Origin of the sequence: Nonomuraea longicatena (genome assembly GCF_039525605.1) — a bacterium.
In the GTDB taxonomy this organism is placed as follows: domain Bacteria; phylum Actinomycetota; class Actinomycetes; order Streptosporangiales; family Streptosporangiaceae; genus Nonomuraea; species Nonomuraea longicatena.
In genome coordinates, this window is the sequence record NZ_BAAAHQ010000023.1 from 361,278 (window position 1) to 375,168 (window position 13,891).

At 71.2% G+C, this 13,891-nt stretch carries 17 protein-coding genes and 1 pseudogene; 12 read left to right on the plus strand and 6 right to left on the minus strand.

The annotated features are described in order from the left end of the window. Window position 1: 1 nt before the first annotated feature. The 6 genes from ABD120_RS22860 to ABD120_RS22885 all read left to right on the plus strand — a co-directional run bounded on the left by ABD120_RS22860 (window position 2) and on the right by ABD120_RS22885 (window position 5,647). Window positions 2–760 carry a hypothetical protein gene (locus ABD120_RS22860; protein WP_343952024.1) on the plus strand — a complete coding sequence of 253 codons (759 nt, stop codon included), beginning with the start codon at window positions 2–4 and terminating at the stop codon, window positions 758–760. Beyond that, window positions 753–1,937, plus strand: coding sequence for a beta-ketoacyl synthase N-terminal-like domain-containing protein (locus tag ABD120_RS22865; RefSeq protein ID WP_343952025.1), 1,185 nt, complete (start codon window positions 753–755; stop codon window positions 1,935–1,937). The genes ABD120_RS22860 and ABD120_RS22865 overlap by 8 nt, the downstream gene beginning before the upstream one ends. After that, window positions 1,930–2,715: an enoyl-CoA hydratase/isomerase family protein gene (locus ABD120_RS22870; protein WP_343952026.1), complete on the plus strand. Its 786-nt coding sequence runs from the start codon at window positions 1,930–1,932 to the stop codon at window positions 2,713–2,715. Before ABD120_RS22865 ends, ABD120_RS22870 begins: the two co-directional genes overlap by 8 nt. A 224-nt stretch (window positions 2,716–2,939) precedes the next feature. Continuing rightward, the gene (locus tag ABD120_RS22875) at window positions 2,940–3,917 is read left to right on the plus strand and encodes a phage baseplate protein (RefSeq protein WP_343952027.1); all 978 of its coding nucleotides are present in this window, start codon (window positions 2,940–2,942) and stop codon (window positions 3,915–3,917) included. Between the two features lie 87 nt (window positions 3,918–4,004). Then, complete coding sequence (locus tag ABD120_RS22880; protein WP_343952028.1) at window positions 4,005–4,766, plus strand: alpha/beta fold hydrolase; 762 nt, start codon at window positions 4,005–4,007, stop codon at window positions 4,764–4,766. Between the two features lie 20 nt (window positions 4,767–4,786). Further along, window positions 4,787–5,647 carry a hypothetical protein gene (locus ABD120_RS22885; RefSeq protein ID WP_343952029.1) on the plus strand — a complete coding sequence of 287 codons (861 nt, stop codon included), beginning with the start codon at window positions 4,787–4,789 and terminating at the stop codon, window positions 5,645–5,647. Here the strand turns inward: ABD120_RS22885 and ABD120_RS22890 are convergent. After that, entirely contained in the window at window positions 5,638–6,024 is a 387-nt protein-coding gene (locus ABD120_RS22890; protein ID WP_343952030.1) for a MerR family transcriptional regulator, read from the minus strand. The genes ABD120_RS22885 and ABD120_RS22890 overlap by 10 nt on opposite strands. Before the next feature lie 59 nt (window positions 6,025–6,083). On the opposite strand from ABD120_RS22890, the gene ABD120_RS22895 reads away from it, so the two are divergent. After that, entirely contained in the window at window positions 6,084–6,968 is an 885-nt protein-coding gene (locus ABD120_RS22895; RefSeq protein WP_343952031.1) for an NAD(P)-dependent oxidoreductase, read from the plus strand. A 35-nt stretch (window positions 6,969–7,003) separates the two neighbouring features. Here the strand turns inward: ABD120_RS22895 and ABD120_RS22900 are convergent, their stop codons facing one another. The 5 genes from ABD120_RS22900 to ABD120_RS22920 form a co-directional block, all read right to left on the minus strand. Beyond that, window positions 7,004–7,849, minus strand: coding sequence for a S1 family peptidase (locus ABD120_RS22900; RefSeq protein WP_343952032.1), 846 nt, complete (start codon window positions 7,847–7,849; stop codon window positions 7,004–7,006). 251 nt (window positions 7,850–8,100) lie between these two features. Next, window positions 8,101–8,571, minus strand: a complete 471-nt coding sequence (locus ABD120_RS22905) for a carboxymuconolactone decarboxylase family protein (protein ID WP_343952033.1) — start codon at window positions 8,569–8,571, stop codon at window positions 8,101–8,103. Window positions 8,572–8,642: 71 nt separating this feature from the next. Then, complete coding sequence (locus tag ABD120_RS22910; protein ID WP_343952034.1) at window positions 8,643–9,500, minus strand: GNAT family N-acetyltransferase; 858 nt, start codon at window positions 9,498–9,500, stop codon at window positions 8,643–8,645. Window positions 9,501–9,601: 101 nt separating this feature from the next. Continuing rightward, window positions 9,602–10,321, minus strand: a complete 720-nt coding sequence (locus tag ABD120_RS22915; protein WP_343952035.1) for an SIR2 family NAD-dependent protein deacylase — start codon at window positions 10,319–10,321, stop codon at window positions 9,602–9,604. Window positions 10,322–10,455: 134 nt separating this feature from the next. Continuing rightward, on the minus strand, window positions 10,456–11,733 hold the full coding sequence (locus ABD120_RS22920) for an alpha/beta hydrolase (protein WP_343952036.1): 1,278 nt from the start codon (window positions 11,731–11,733) through the stop codon (window positions 10,456–10,458). Window positions 11,734–11,848: 115 nt separating this feature from the next. On the opposite strand from ABD120_RS22920, the gene ABD120_RS22925 reads away from it, so the two are divergent. The 5 genes and pseudogenes from ABD120_RS22925 (at window position 11,849) to ABD120_RS22940 (ending at window position 13,887) form a co-directional block, all read left to right on the plus strand. Continuing rightward, the gene (locus tag ABD120_RS22925) at window positions 11,849–12,424 is read left to right on the plus strand and encodes a TetR-like C-terminal domain-containing protein (RefSeq protein ID WP_343952037.1); all 576 of its coding nucleotides are present in this window, start codon (window positions 11,849–11,851) and stop codon (window positions 12,422–12,424) included. Between the two features lie 37 nt (window positions 12,425–12,461). Then, a pseudogene (locus tag ABD120_RS39865) lies at window positions 12,462–12,764 on the plus strand (SDR family oxidoreductase); the annotation flags it as partial. A gap of 121 nt (window positions 12,765–12,885) precedes the next feature. Then, window positions 12,886–13,035, plus strand: a complete 150-nt coding sequence (locus ABD120_RS22930) for a hypothetical protein (protein ID WP_343952038.1) — start codon at window positions 12,886–12,888, stop codon at window positions 13,033–13,035. Then, complete coding sequence (locus ABD120_RS22935) at window positions 13,032–13,466, plus strand: helix-turn-helix transcriptional regulator (RefSeq protein WP_343952039.1); 435 nt, start codon at window positions 13,032–13,034, stop codon at window positions 13,464–13,466. The genes ABD120_RS22930 and ABD120_RS22935 overlap by 4 nt, the downstream gene beginning before the upstream one ends. Before the next feature lie 10 nt (window positions 13,467–13,476). Beyond that, window positions 13,477–13,887: a VOC family protein gene (locus ABD120_RS22940; protein ID WP_343952040.1), complete on the plus strand. Its 411-nt coding sequence runs from the start codon at window positions 13,477–13,479 to the stop codon at window positions 13,885–13,887. The last annotated feature ends 4 nt before the right edge of the window (window positions 13,888–13,891 follow it).

The window sequence follows — 13,891 nt, forward strand, 5'->3', positions numbered from 1 at the left end:
CGTGCGGTTCAGCCTGGACGCGGTCGAGCTGGTCACGCTGCCGGACACCGGGGAGGTGGACCCCGAGGCGCTGCCCGCCGACCTGTGGGAGGTCATCGGCACCGGCGGCGACCGCTTCCGCGACTGGTTCAGCCGCCTGTGCCTGTACCTGGCGCTGCGCGGGGCCGACGCCGACCACCCGCGTACGGACGACACCGTGGTGATCGGCACGGAGTACGGCAACGCCGCCGCCGTCGCGGACCTGCAGCGTGCCGCCGCCGAGCAGGGGCGCCGCCTGTCGGCCCAGTTCTTCCCGAACGCGCACAGCTGCGCCGCCTCCGCCTACGTGAACCTCTCGACCGGGGCGACAGGCCGCTCGATCACGCTCAACGCCGGCCCGCTCACCCCGGTGCTGGCGCTGTGGCACGCGCTGTCGTCCTTCACCCGCACGCCCGCGAGGACCGGGCACGTCCTGATCGGCGAGGTCTACTCTCCTGAGTCCCGCTTGGACGCCCGCCACCACGACTCCGCGCTCACCTGCCGGTCAGGCGTGGCCTACGCCCGGGTGCGCGCGGACGGCGACCTCACCGCCGCCTTCGACTTCGCCCCCGGCGACGGCACGGCGCCCGCCACCGAACGCAACGGCGCCTTCGCCACCGCCGACTACCTGCGGCGGGTCCGTTCCCTCAGCCCCGGCGAGCACGTCGTCCTCCACTGCGGCGGCTCCGGCGGGCGGACGGCGCGGCTGACCGTGTCACGGAAGCGGGGCACCCATGGATGAGCGCGTCTACGTCACCGGCCTCGGCATGATCTCCCCTGCGGGCGCGGGCACCGCCCCGTTCTGGGCGGACCTGTGCGCGGCCCGGGGCCGCTTCGAGGAGCTGACCCCCTTGTACGCGGGCATGAAACCCGGCGTGCTCGCCGCCCGGGTCCCGCAGGCGGCTCGCGAGCGGGCGCTGGCCGAGGTCGGTCCGGCCTCGGCGGGGACCCGGCATCCGGCCTCGCTGTTCGCCGAGTACGCCGCACTGGAGGCACTGGCCGACGCCGGGCTCACCCCCGGGGAGCCCGTGCTGCGCGACGCCGTCGTCTGTGTGGGGACCAACGACGGCCAGGCCGCCGCGCTGGAGAATCTGGTGGCCGGGCGCTGCGGCATCGAGGAGGCGGCCGGGCTGTCGAGCCACACCCTGGCCGAGGGCCTGGCCCGCGCGGCCGGGTCGCACGGGCCCGCCTTCACCGTGCACAACACCTGCGCCTCCGCGAACGTGGCACTGGCCTGCGCGCTCGACATGCTGCGCGCGGGCGTCGCCGCCACCGCGATCGTGGGCGGCTGCGACGCCTACTCGGAGAAGAACATCATCGGCTTCAGCAGCCTGCAGGCGCTCGGGCCCGCCGCCTGCCGGCCGTTCAGCCGCGACCGCCGCTACGTCACCCCGTCGGAGGGGGCCGGGATCCTGGTGCTGAGCACGGCGGCGGCGCTGGGCGGGCGGCGGCCGTACGCGGAGGTGAAGGCCGTGGCCGTGACCAACGACGCGCGCCACCCCACCGCGCCCGACCCCGACGGCGTCGCCGCCTGCCACCGGCTGGCCCTTGAGCAGGCCGGGGTCGGCGCCGACGAGATCGGGGCGGTGTTCGCGCACGGCACGGGCAGCCGCGCCAACGACGCCATCGAGGGTGCGATTTTCGCGGAGCGCTATCCGAAGGCCGCCGTGACCGCGATCAAGGGCACGATCGGCCATCTCATGGGCGCCGCCGGGGCGGCGGGGGCGGTGGCCGCGTGCCTGGCGCTGCGGCACGGACTGGTGCCGCCGACGCGGGTCGAAGCCGACGAGGTGGAACTCGGCCTGGACCTGGTGACGGGCGCGCCGCGCGCCGTCGAGGGGCTGCGGTACGTCCAGAACAACGCGTTCGGGTTCGGCGGCCACAACGCCATCGCCGTCTTCGGCGCCGTCGATGAGTGAGGACCGGCCCCTTCTGCTCACCAGAGACGGGCCGCTCGCCGTCCTCACCCTGGACAGCCCGCCCGCGAACCTCTTCGACTCCGCCATGGTGCGCGCGTGGTCGGCGGCGGTCGAGCGGCTCACCGCGCGACCGCCGCGCGGCCTGCTGATCCGCGCCGAAGGCCCGGTCGTCAGCGCGGGCGTGGACGTGACCCTCTTTCGCGACCTCCCGGCGGAGGAGGCCGCCGCGTTCTGGGCCGGGCAGCTGGCCACCGTGCGGGCGCTGGAACGGCTGCCGTGCCCGGTGGTGTTCGCCGCGCACTCGCTGACTCTCACCGCGGCCTTCGAGATCGCGCTGGCCTGCGATCTCGTCGTCGCCACCCGCTCGGCCCGGTTCGGGCTGGTGGAACGCAGGATCGCCTTCACACCGGCGATGGGCGGCACCCAGCGGCTGGCCGCCAGGGCCGGTACGGCCCGCGCGGCGGAGCTGGTCCTGTCGGGGGAGTTGTACCGGGGGGAGAGGCTGGCCGAGTGGGGCGTCGTGAACGCCCTGCTGCCCGTGGCCACCTTCCACGACGACGCCCGCGCCTACGCGGCCCGCCTGGCCGAGGGCCCCACCCGGGCGCACGCGGCCACCAAGCGGGTGCTGCGGGAGTTCGGGGACGGGGGAGTGGAGGCAGCGGACCGGGTGCTGCCGGAGCTGGCCGGGGAACTGGCCGCGACGACGGATCACCGCAGAGCCGTCGCCGCCTTCATCGCGAGCGGCCCGGAGCACGAGACGGTCTACGACGGCCGGTAGCGTCCGTCTTGACAGTTTCGGGCGGCTGTGGTCGGGCGTCCGCGCTGGCAGGAAGTTGCCTAGGTCCGTACATGGAACGCCCCGGTTTCTGCGCGATACTGCATCTGTCGTTGATCCTCGCGCCGACCCGTCGTGTCGGCGCGGTCCCCCTTGATTCCGAAGCCGCGGGTGTGCGCGGCTTCGCACGCGTGCTCTGAGAAGCATCGAGTAACAGGAGTCGTGCCATGACAGATGCGATGTCGCGCCGTGGTCTGCTGAAGCTGGGAGCCGGCTTCGCCGCCGCGTCCACGGTCGCCGGGCTCGTCGCCCGACCGGCACAGGCGGTGGAGGGAAGGTTCAACCTCGCCTCGCCGTCGTACAGCTTCATCTGGAAGAACCCGCTTGAAGACCCGAGCATCATGCAGTCGTTCGCCTTCGACACCGTCAACAACCACATCTACACGATCCAGGTGATGCACGGAACCGGCGCACGTGCCAGAGGCGACCTGACCATCACCAAGTTGTCCGCCACCGGTGCGAACCTCGGCCACATGTACGTCAGGGATGCGGGCCATGGTGTGTCGATGGCGGTGGAGCCCGTCGGCAACCAGGTCTTCATCTGGACGGAGGCCGACGCCCAGCCGTTCCCGAACGAGTACTCGTTCGGGAGGACGATCATCAGGTTCCCCTTCCAGAATGCGACGGAAGTGGACAGCAAGGCTTGGGCGGACAAGTACGTGCCGATTCCCGGGGCCACCGTGACCACGCCGTCGATCGACCCCTCGACCAACCGGATCACCATGCAGTACTGGCTCAACGGAGCCGAGCCCAGACGCTACGCGGTCTACTCCCTCGCGGACTTCAAGGCCCGCCGGTTCAACAACCCCGTCTACCAGTTCGCGGAGCCGCCGCTGGTGCCCGCCGGCCAGACCGTCACCCATCAGGGCTGGGCGACCTACGGGGAGTACCTGTACACCCTGGACGGCACCTACGCGAAGCCGTCGTTGCCCGAGGGTGACACTTACATCACCTGTATCGACATGCGCACGGCGGCGGTGGTGCACCGCTCCTTCTCGCAGGCGGGCATCTCGCTCGACGGCCGTGAGCCCGAAGGTATGTCCGTCCGGATCGTGAACGGCCAGCCTCAGCTCTGCTTCGGTTTCGGCTCGGGGCCGACCGGTGCGCGAGTGGCCAGCATGTTCTACAAGTCGGCCTGGATGTAGCCGCCGTGGTGCCCGGTCGCGCCCTCGTGATCGGGCACCCACGAGTACCCTATGAACAGATATCCGATCTGTTCATAGGGAGACAGTATGCTGAACGGCCTGCCGTACCTGGCGGCCGGCGAAGGCCCGCCCCTGGTCGTCCTGCTCTACACCCCGCAGGCGGCCGCCCCGACGGGCCTGGCGCGCTGGTCGACGATGCGGCTGATCCGCCCCTTCACCGGGCGGTTCACCTGCTACGTCGTCAACCGCCCGCCCGGCCTGCCGCCGGACACGACGATGGCCGGCCTCGCCGCCGTCTACGCCCGAGGGCTCGCGGCGGCCTTCGACGCCCCGGTGGACGTACTGGCAGGGTCCACCGGCGGCGCCATCGCCCTCCAACTCGCCGCCGACCACCCCGGCCTGGTCGGCCGCCTCGTCCTCGCGGGTACGGCCTGCACCCTCGGCCCCGAGGGCAGACGGGCCCAGCGCGCCTACCTCGACCGGGTTCGCGACGGCAGCCGCCCGAGCCCCGCGCTGGCCGACATCGTCACCGAGTCGGTGATCGGCCGCCGGATGCTCAGGGCGCTGCTGTGGCTGTCGGACACCGGGCAGCGGGACTTCACCGACGCGGCGACCGTACTCAACGCCGAAGACGGCTTCGACCTGCGCGGACGGCTGAGCGACATCAAAGCGCCCACCCTGCTCGTCCACGGCGAGCACGACCTCGTCTATCCGCTCGCACTGGCCAGGGAGACCGCCGACGGCATCCCCGGCGCCCGGCTGATCGTCTATCCGGGCCTCAGCCACAACGCCACCTTCACCGACCGGCGCTTTGCCTCCGACACGCTGGCCTTCCTCGCCGCACGCTGAGAACCTAAGGCGGAACCCCCTTGTCAGAGCCTGCCCTCCCTCCGTGGACCGACGACCTCTTCCCGTTCCCCACTCCGCCGCCCCTGGCCAGGCTGGTGGACCTGGCCTGGGAGAACATGCTGCGTGAGGGCTACTACGACTACATCATGCTCGAATGCCACTACGACTTCATGTTCGACCTGGCGGCCGTCCCAGGCCCGCCCGCCGGCTGGGAAAGCACCGATCTGCCGAGGCCAGACGGGGGGTGCGACGTGCCGATGTTCTCCGTGCCGGAGTTCGTGCCCTTCGGCAGCCGGGGCGACGGCGGGTGGGTCGGCTGGGCGGTGCCCGCCCCGGAACTCGGGCGGACGGACCACCCGGTGTGCATCGCGGACGGTCACCAGTACGGCCTCACCCCCTGTGGCGACGACACCCGAGCCGGACTCGCCTACCTGCTGGCGCGCGTCCGCTCCGCCGATGAGCGGCTGGCGCGTGAACTGGGCGTGACCCTCGACCCGATCCCCGACGGTCCGGACGACGTCGACTTCGAGGTGCCCCCCGGCTGGCGGTGCGAGCCGGGCTACGACGGCATCGGCGTGCTCGCGCCCGCTGCGGCGTTCGCCGGACAGGATCCGGTCGTCGCGCTGGTGGACCAGGACGAACCGCTGGAACCGGCGCTCGCCGACGCGGCCCGGTGGCTCGACGCCGGTCGTCCGGCGACGGCGCTGCTCGGCCTCAAGGACACCTACGTCAACACCCCGCTCTGCCTCTTCGCCGAACTGAAGCCGCTGTGGGCGCGGGCCTACACCGATCTCGGCCGCCCGCAGTACGCGGCGAGACTCGACGTCATGGCCCGGATGTACGGCGCCCTGCCGTGCTTCTGCGCCACCCCTCACACCTGAGCGGCGGCCTCCGGCTCGACGTCGAAGCGCGCGGTGTCCCCGATGAGAGCGTCCAGCCGGTCGCGCGCCGCCAGCAGTTCCTCGGCGGCGGCGCTCAGCCGTTCCCGTTCGCGGAACAGGTCGGGGAGCATCCCGCCGCAGCCCGGAAGAAGCCGCTCGCCGTCGTCGATCATGCAGGGCAGCATCTCGCGGATCGTCGTGGTACTGAGCCCGGCGGCCAGCATGAGCCGGATGCCGCGGACCGTGTCGGCGTCGTCCTTCTCGTACTCGCGGTACCCGCTGGGCCGCCGTGTCGGCTGGAGCAGGCCCTGCTCCTCGTAGTAACGCAACGAGCGCACGCTGACGCCCGTGAGCCGCGACAGCTCTCCGATCCGCATGCGATCACCGCCACTTCAGGTTGACTCTCACGCTGGTGTCAGAGTTAAGACTATCCGGTATGACATTTCAGCACTCATCCGCTGTCTCGGTCGTCGGCCTCGGGCCGATGGGCGCGGCGCTGGCGGAGACCTTCCTTGGCAAGGGCATTTCGGTGACGGTGTGGAACCGTACACCCGGCAAGGCCGACACTTTGGTAGCGAAGGGGGCGCACCTGGCGGCCACTGTCGACGAGGCCATGGCCGCCTCCCCGTTCACGATCGCCTGTATCAACGACTACCCGACCATGTACCGGGTCCTTGACGGCGCCCAAGGCGGCCTCAGGGGCCGCACACTGGTGAACCTCAACTCGGGGACCCCCTCCGAGGCCCGTGCCATGGCGGACTGGGCGGCCGAACAGGGCCTCGACTACCTCGACGGCGCGATCATGGTGCCGCCCACGCTCGTCGGCGGGCCGGGATCGGTTTTCCTTTACTCCGGGCCGCAGGACCTGTTCGCCCGCCACCGGGCGACGCTGGCGGAACTCGGCGACCCGCGTTTCCTCGGCGCCGATCCGGGCCTCGCCGTGCTGTACAACACGGCGCTGCTCCATTTCATGTACGCACACATGAACGGTTTCCTGCACGCGGCCGCCATGGTCGGCTCGGCGGGTGTGCCCGCGGCGGAGTTCGCGGAACTCGCGCTGGGTTGGTTCGCGCCCGTGGTGCTCGACCCGGCGGGCCTGGCGAGCCAGGCGCCGAGCCTTGACGACGGCGCCTACCCCGGCGAGCTCGGGACCATGGTGATGAACCTCAACGCCCTTGAGCACATCGCCCGAGCCAGCGCCGAGCAGGGCGTCAACACGGCGTGGCCGACACTGATGCAGGAGCTCGCCGAGCGCGTGATCGCCCAGGGGCACGGCGAGGACAACTACTTCTCCATGTTCGAGGCGTTCAAGCGGCCATAGGCGCCACCACCCCCGGCGGTGGCGCCCGACCTGCATCAGGGGATGACGCGGGTGGGGTAGACCCAGGCGTTCCCGCCGCCCCTCGGGCCGCCGCTGATCATGGCGACACCGGTCGAGCCGTTGTAGACCGAGCCGCCGCTGTCGCCTTCGGCGGCGGAGACCGTCGTCGCGGCCAGACCGTAGACCGGGCCGTCGGAGTAGTTGACGGTCACGTCGAGCGCGGTGACCTGGCCGCAGGTCGTGCCGGTCCTGGCGCCGGTCTTGCACAGCGGCTGGCCGACGTACGGGTCGCCGAAGGAGGCGATCTCCTGGATGTGCCCGTTCTGCTCGCGTACGGCCGTGCGCAGGAACCAGGCCGACGTCGGGGTGATCTCCGCGTAGTCGCGCCCCGGGTACACGTAGCGGGTCAGCGGCCCGAACAGGGCGCCGCCGATGTACCAGTCGCGGGCGGCCTTGTGGCAGTGTCCGGCCGTGGTGGTGATCCAGGCACCGTTGTGCTGGCGGTTGAACCCGGTCGAGCAGAAGCCGCCCGACGCGGTCTCGATCCGCTGCCCGCCGAAGACCGTACCCTGCCGGGCCCGCGTCGGCCGCTGCGCCGTCGCGGGAGCCACGAACGGCGTGACGGGCTTGTCGACGTCGGCCGTGTCGGTGAGCGCGGCGAAGGTTGTGAGGAACGAGTTCGTGGCGGCGTCGCGCGCGCCGCGCAGGACGGCCACGTGCACCTTGCCCTTGGCCGCGTCGATGTACCAGTACTGGGCGTTGCCGGCCCGCTTCTGCGCGGCGAGGTCGTCGAGCCGCTTCTTCAGCGCGACCAACTGCGGAGACGGGACGGATGCCGTACCGGCGCCCGGCGGGGCGGTGGCCGCAGCCGCTGCGGTCACGGGGAGTACGCATGCGGCGGTGACGACGAGGGCGAGGGCCGACCAACGGGACGGCTGGGGACAAGAGCGCATCGAGATCCTTGCTGGTTCTGACGGCGAGAGCCGCAACGTCCCGGCCACGGGGACCGGAGTTGATGACTACTCAGAGTTACCATTCAAGGCGTGATGCGGGAGCTAGCCGGAGCGTGCCAAGACTGATACCTGGCGTAAGGGCGGGACGATCTTCACCGTCCCGCCCCGCGTGACGACGCCTATGCCCACTGCCCCGGCTGGTAGTCGCCGGCCGGCTGCCGGACGATGAGGTTCAGCCGGTTGAAGGCGTTGATCAACGAGATCAGCGAAACCAGCGAGGCCAGCTGCTCCTCGTCGTAGTGCGCGGCGGCCCGAGCCCACACCGCGTCGCTGACGCCCGCCGTGTCGGCGGTGCGGGTCCCCTGCTCGGTCAGTTCCAGGGCGGCCCGCTCGGCGTCGGTGAACACGGTGGCCTCCCGCCAGGCGGCGATGAGGTTGAGGCGGACGGAGGACTCCCCTGAGTGCGCGGCGTCCTTGGTGTGCATGTCGGTGCAGACGCCGCAGCCGTTGATCTGGCTGGCGCGGATCTTCACCAGCTCCTGCGTCGCGGCCGGTAGCGTCGAGTTCGACAGCGCCCAGTTGGCGGACTGCATGTACTTGACGAACTTGGCGCCGACGGCGTTGCCGTAGTAGTCGATACGGGCTTCCACGAAGACCTCCACGTCGTGTTGGCTGTTACACCTCGCTGACGGAACGGCGCGGCGATGTGTGACAGCCAGGCTCACCCGAGATCCGGGTGAGGGAGGTAACGGTCGGTCCGTACGAGGTCCACGGCGCGTTCGTCGGCCATGAACGTGTCCATGTCGGCGATCCGCCACCCGGCCTCGGCCAGCGTCGGCGCAAGCAGATGCCCGCCCGGCACCGCCATCACGGCCACGCTCGCCGAGCCGGCGCCGCTCGCCGAGCCTGCCGCACCCGTCGAGGCGGCCGCGTCTGCCGAGGCGGCGACCGCGCCGAGTGCCGCTGCCGCGCAGTCCTGCGGCGTCGCGCCTCCGGCCGGGCCGATCACGACCCGGTCGCCGGTCGTCCTGGCGAAGGCATAGCCCTCGCCGGTCGTGTAACACGTGACGCCCGGCACGGCGGCGTACCAGGCCAGGGTCTGCGCTCGCGCGCCGCCTCCGGCGTACGCGTCGAGCTCGGCGACCTCCTCGGGCGTCGCCTGCCGTACCGGCGGCCCGGACAGACCCGCTGCGGGACCGGTCAGGTACAGGAGCGGAGACCAGGGACGCAGGCCGTGGCGCATGTACAGGCTCATCGCCCGGGGGTCGGAGGAGGCGAAGGTGACCTTCGGCTCGTCCCCCTTCAGCAGCTCCGCCAAGAGTGTACGGCCCACCCCCGACGACTGGTGCTCGGCCAGCACGAACAGGTCGCCCAGATGGGTGACGGCACCCCGGCGCAATGTCCCGCCGAAACCCCGGGCCGCGCCGTCCGGCGCGGTGGCCAGCAGGAGCGTGCCGAAGGCGCGCTCGGCGTCGAGGAAGTCGAGGCCCGCAGGCCAGCTCCGCAGCAGTCCGAACCGCGCGGCCACCGACCGTACGGCGGGCATGTCGGCGTCAGCCGCGGCCCTGATCCCCGTCACCGTCACTCCTTCTCGCGCCGAGTATCGACAAGGTACGCGTATTCGAGGCCGTGGGCAGCTCGTTTTCCACGTGTACGGCCCGTCAGGCTCGCCTGCCGGCGTCATCTTCGGGTCAGATCGTGGAGGACGTCGCCGAGTACGGCGGCGGCGTCGCCGAGAACCTCCCGGTCGAACGCCGACGTGCTCCACGGCTGCGCGTTGACGAGGACCCGGAGTGTGCCCGGCTCGCAGAAGTCGGCGAGTCCGGCGGCGGGGAAGACCGTCCCCGACGTACCGACGGCCATCCACACGTCGGCGCCGCGCGCGGCCTCGACCGAGGCCCGCATCTTCGCGGCGGCGAGGTGTTCGCCGAACAGGACGATGTCGAGACGCGCGACGCGCCCGCAGTACGGGCAGGCGGGCGGGGTCTCGTGGAGGGCGTCGTCGAACCAGGCGCCGTGGCGGGCGTGGCAGGCCCTGCCCGAGCAGCGCGTGAAGAACACGTTCCCGTGGAGTTCCGTGATGTCGGAAGAGCCCGCGCGGGTATGCAGGCCGTCGATGTTCTGGGTGGCGATGTGCACGTCGAAGTGCGCCTCCGCGAACACCAGCGCCTCGTGCGCGGGGTTGGGCAGCGCGGCGGAGGCGGCTTGCCGCAGGTCGCTCCAGTGGTTCCACGCCTGCTCGGCCCGGCCGCGCCAGTGGGCGGCGGTGAGTGTCTTCGCGAGATCGGGGTCGCGGTCCCACATGCCGTCGCCGCCCCGATAGACGGGCAGGCCGGACGGGGCGGAGACACCGGCCCCCGTGAGGACCGCGAGCCGGGGTCTGCGGTCGGTGGCAGTCATGGTGATCATTGTCGGCGTCGAACGCTCCCGCTCCCACCGGTTTTCCGGTGGGAGCTCCCCGGCGTTCCCGATGGCCGGGCGATCGGGCATTCCAGCTCCGGCCGGACCCGCGGCCGGGCGGTCTCGGCGGCTCCTTACCCGTGGTCGCGGAGGAAGTCGGAGATGTCGGCCCGGGTCGGGTAGTTCCGCAGCGGCGAGGTCTTGCCCTGGAGGAACGCCGTGATGACGGCGGCGGCCCGCTCGTTGTTGTCGCCGAGGCCGTTCCACATACGGTGTCCGACACCGGGCATGTACTGGGTTCGCTCGATGGTGGCGGCGGTGAGGACGGCGGTCTGCCATTGGCGTACCTGTGAGGAGCATTCGGCGATCATCAGCATCGCGGGGGTCCGCGAGCGGCTCAGCTTCGGGGCGATGGAGGGAGAGTCCCTGATCGTCTGCCGGATGCGAAGGCTCGCCGCGGCGTTGAAGGAGAAGTTCTCCGCCGTGTCCTCGGCGGGGATGCGGTCGGCGTCCCGCGCGCAGTAGGCGGAGGCGGTGTCGCCGCCGAGATCGGCGGCCTGGAAGGCGTTGACGCCTTCGGCCTGCGTGATCAGGCCGGTGTCCGGCGAGAGGAGCCCCAACTGGATGAGGCCGAACGCGACGGCGTACCGGGGAACGTGCGTCGCCCGCGCTCCGCTCAGGGCGGGCGCGAGGTCACGCGCGGACGGTCGCCCTTGTCGCCCGCTGATCAGTGCGGTGGGGCCGTCCATGGGGCCGGGCTCGGCGATGATCGCCCGGTGCACGCGGGCGGCGGTGGCCGGGGTGGCCAGGGCCCGGGTGAGCACGATCGCGCCCGCGGAGAATCCGAGGACGTCGACCGGACCCTTGCCCAGGCGATCGATGAAGGCGGCGAGGTCGCGTTCGGACCTGGAGATCGTGTACTGATCCATGGGCAGCAGGTCGCTGCGTCCGCCGCCGGGGTGCTCGTAGGCGTACACGTCGTAGCCCTGTCCGGCAAGGAGCCGCAGGAAGCGGTGGTCGAGCACGGAGATGGAGCGGACGGGCCCGCCGTGGAGATACACGAGCGGTGTGGGGTGCCGGGGCCCGTCTGCGGCGGGGGGATAGCGGTAGACGGCGACCCGGCTGCCCGTGCTCAGGCTCCAATGTCTCGTCGTGACGAATGACAGGTCGGGCGGATACTCCCGAGTCGTGGGGAAGGCGGGGATGCAGACCGACGCCGTGAGCGCCGCGGCGACGATAAGCGGCGCGAAGGGCCACAGCCGGCCCCTCAGAGAACGACCTCGGCCTCGCCAAAGGGCGGCGACGATTCCGGCGCCGAGGACCGTCAGCCAGGCGGCGAGCCCGGAGCGTGCGCCGTCCGTCAGAACGATCAAGGCGAGGAACAGCCCGGCCAGGCCCACGACGGCGAGCATGGCCGGAACCAGGCGACCGATGAGGCGGAGAGGAACGGGGAGAGACATCATTTTATCCAAACGCTGTTTCAAAACAATGTTTGGATACGCTATCAGCTCGGCTAGGCTGGTCGTCATGGGAAGGCCGAGAACCAACGACGACACCGTGAAGGACCGCCTCATCGAATCGGCGACCGAGATGTTCGCGACCCGCCCCAAGGAGTCGATCACCATCCGCGCTCTGGCCGCCGCCGCCGGTACCGCGACCGCTGCGGTCTACTCGCTGTTCGGCGGCAAGGACGGGCTGATCGCCGAGGTGCGCGACAGGGCCGTCGCCGGGCTGTCGCGAGAACTGTCGGCGGTGTCGTCCTGCGATGACCCCCTCGCCGACCTCTACGCGCTCGCGGTCGCGTACCGGCGTTGGGGGCGCGAGCACCCCCACCTCTACACGGTGTTGTTCGGCGGTGTTCAGAGCTTCGACCCGTCCGGCGACGTGGGCGCCGCGGATCCGATCAGGCCGCTCATCGAGGCGATCGACCGCGCTCGGTCGGCCTCCGTGCTCTCCGGCGACGCGACTTCCATCGCGCTCTCACTCTGGGTGGCCCTGCACGGCCTGGTGACTCTCGAACTGGCCGGAGCCCTCGACACCGCCACAGCCGAGAGCACGTTCCGCTCGACGATCCCCGCCGCGCTGCGCGGCTGGGCAGCCTGACTCCCATCAGGGGAGCGGTCGACGGCAAGGAGCCGACATGGGAACCTTGGAGAAGAAGACGGCACTGGTGACCGCGGGTCGCGGGGATCGGGCGAGACCCGCTCGCGAGGGCGCGGTAGTGGTGTTCAGCTTCAACCGCGACCGGGCGGCGGCTGAGGACGTGGTGGCCGAAGTGGCGGCCTTCGGCGGTCAGGCGGCGGCACGAGCGGACCTGGGACGCCTGGAGGACGTGCAGCGCCTCTTCGGCGAGGTCGACCGGAGCCTGGCCGGGTTGGACGTGGTGGTCAACAACGCGGCGATCAATCCGATGAGGAACATCCGCGACGCCGCTGATAGCGACTTCGACGAGGTGCCCGCGGCGCGAGCAGGGCCCGGCTGCCGGCGAAAGCCTCGGCGGCGGCGTCGATCGCGCACCCGGACCTCGGCGCACCCGTCACCTCGCGGCCGGTCGCGATCTGCCAATGGCTCAGTTCGCGATCGGCCCGGCGGACGCCAGCGGGGGCACGATCGACGCGTTCGGCGCGTGGGCCTTCGGACACGGCGACGAGGTGATGGCCGCTCAGGAGCGGGCGGAGGAATTGTCGGTGCGACCGCGTACGATGCACAGGTGACCAGCAAACCCGTCACTGACCAGCGCCTACGCGATCTCGCCCGGTTGCGTCGCGTCCGCGACCGCATCGACCGCGAGTACGCCCAGCCGCTCGACGTCGAGGCGCTCGCCCGCGAGGCCCACATGTCGGCGGGGCATCTCAGCCGCGCGTTCCGGCTCGCCTACGGCGAATCGCCCTACAGCTACCTGATGACCCGGCGCATCGAGCGCGCGATGGCGCTGCTGTGCCGAGGCGACCTCAGCGTCACCGAGGTCTGCTTCGCGGTCGGCTGCTCGTCCCTGGGCACGTTCAGCACGCGTTTCACCGAGTTGGTCGGGGTGCCGCCCAGCGTCTACCGGCGTGAGGCGGCGCGGGCGACGGCGGGCATGCCGCCGTGCGTGGCGAAACGCGTGACCCGGCCGGTCAGAAGCCGGAAAGCGCAGGTCAACTAAGCTGTTGACCATGGACCTCAGCATTCACAAGACCTTCCTGCCCTATGACGACCCCGACGTGTCGCTGGCCTTCTACCGCGACGCGCTCGGGTTCGAGGTCCGCAACGACGTGGGGTACGGCACGCTGCGCTGGATCACCGTCGGCCCGGCGGGGCAGCCCGGCACCTCGATCGTCCTGCAGCCGCCGTTCGCCGACCCTGCCATCACCGACGACGAGCGTCGCGCGATCGCCGAGATGATGGCCAAGGGCAGCTTCGCCTGCGTGGTCCTGTCGACCGACGACCTCGACGGCGTGTTCACCCGCGTGCAGGACAAAGGGGGTGAGGTCGTTCAGGAGCCGACCGACCAGCCGTACGGTGTCCGCGACTGCGCCTTCCGCGACCCTGCGGGCAACCTCGTCCGCATCGACGAGGTGCGCTGAACCA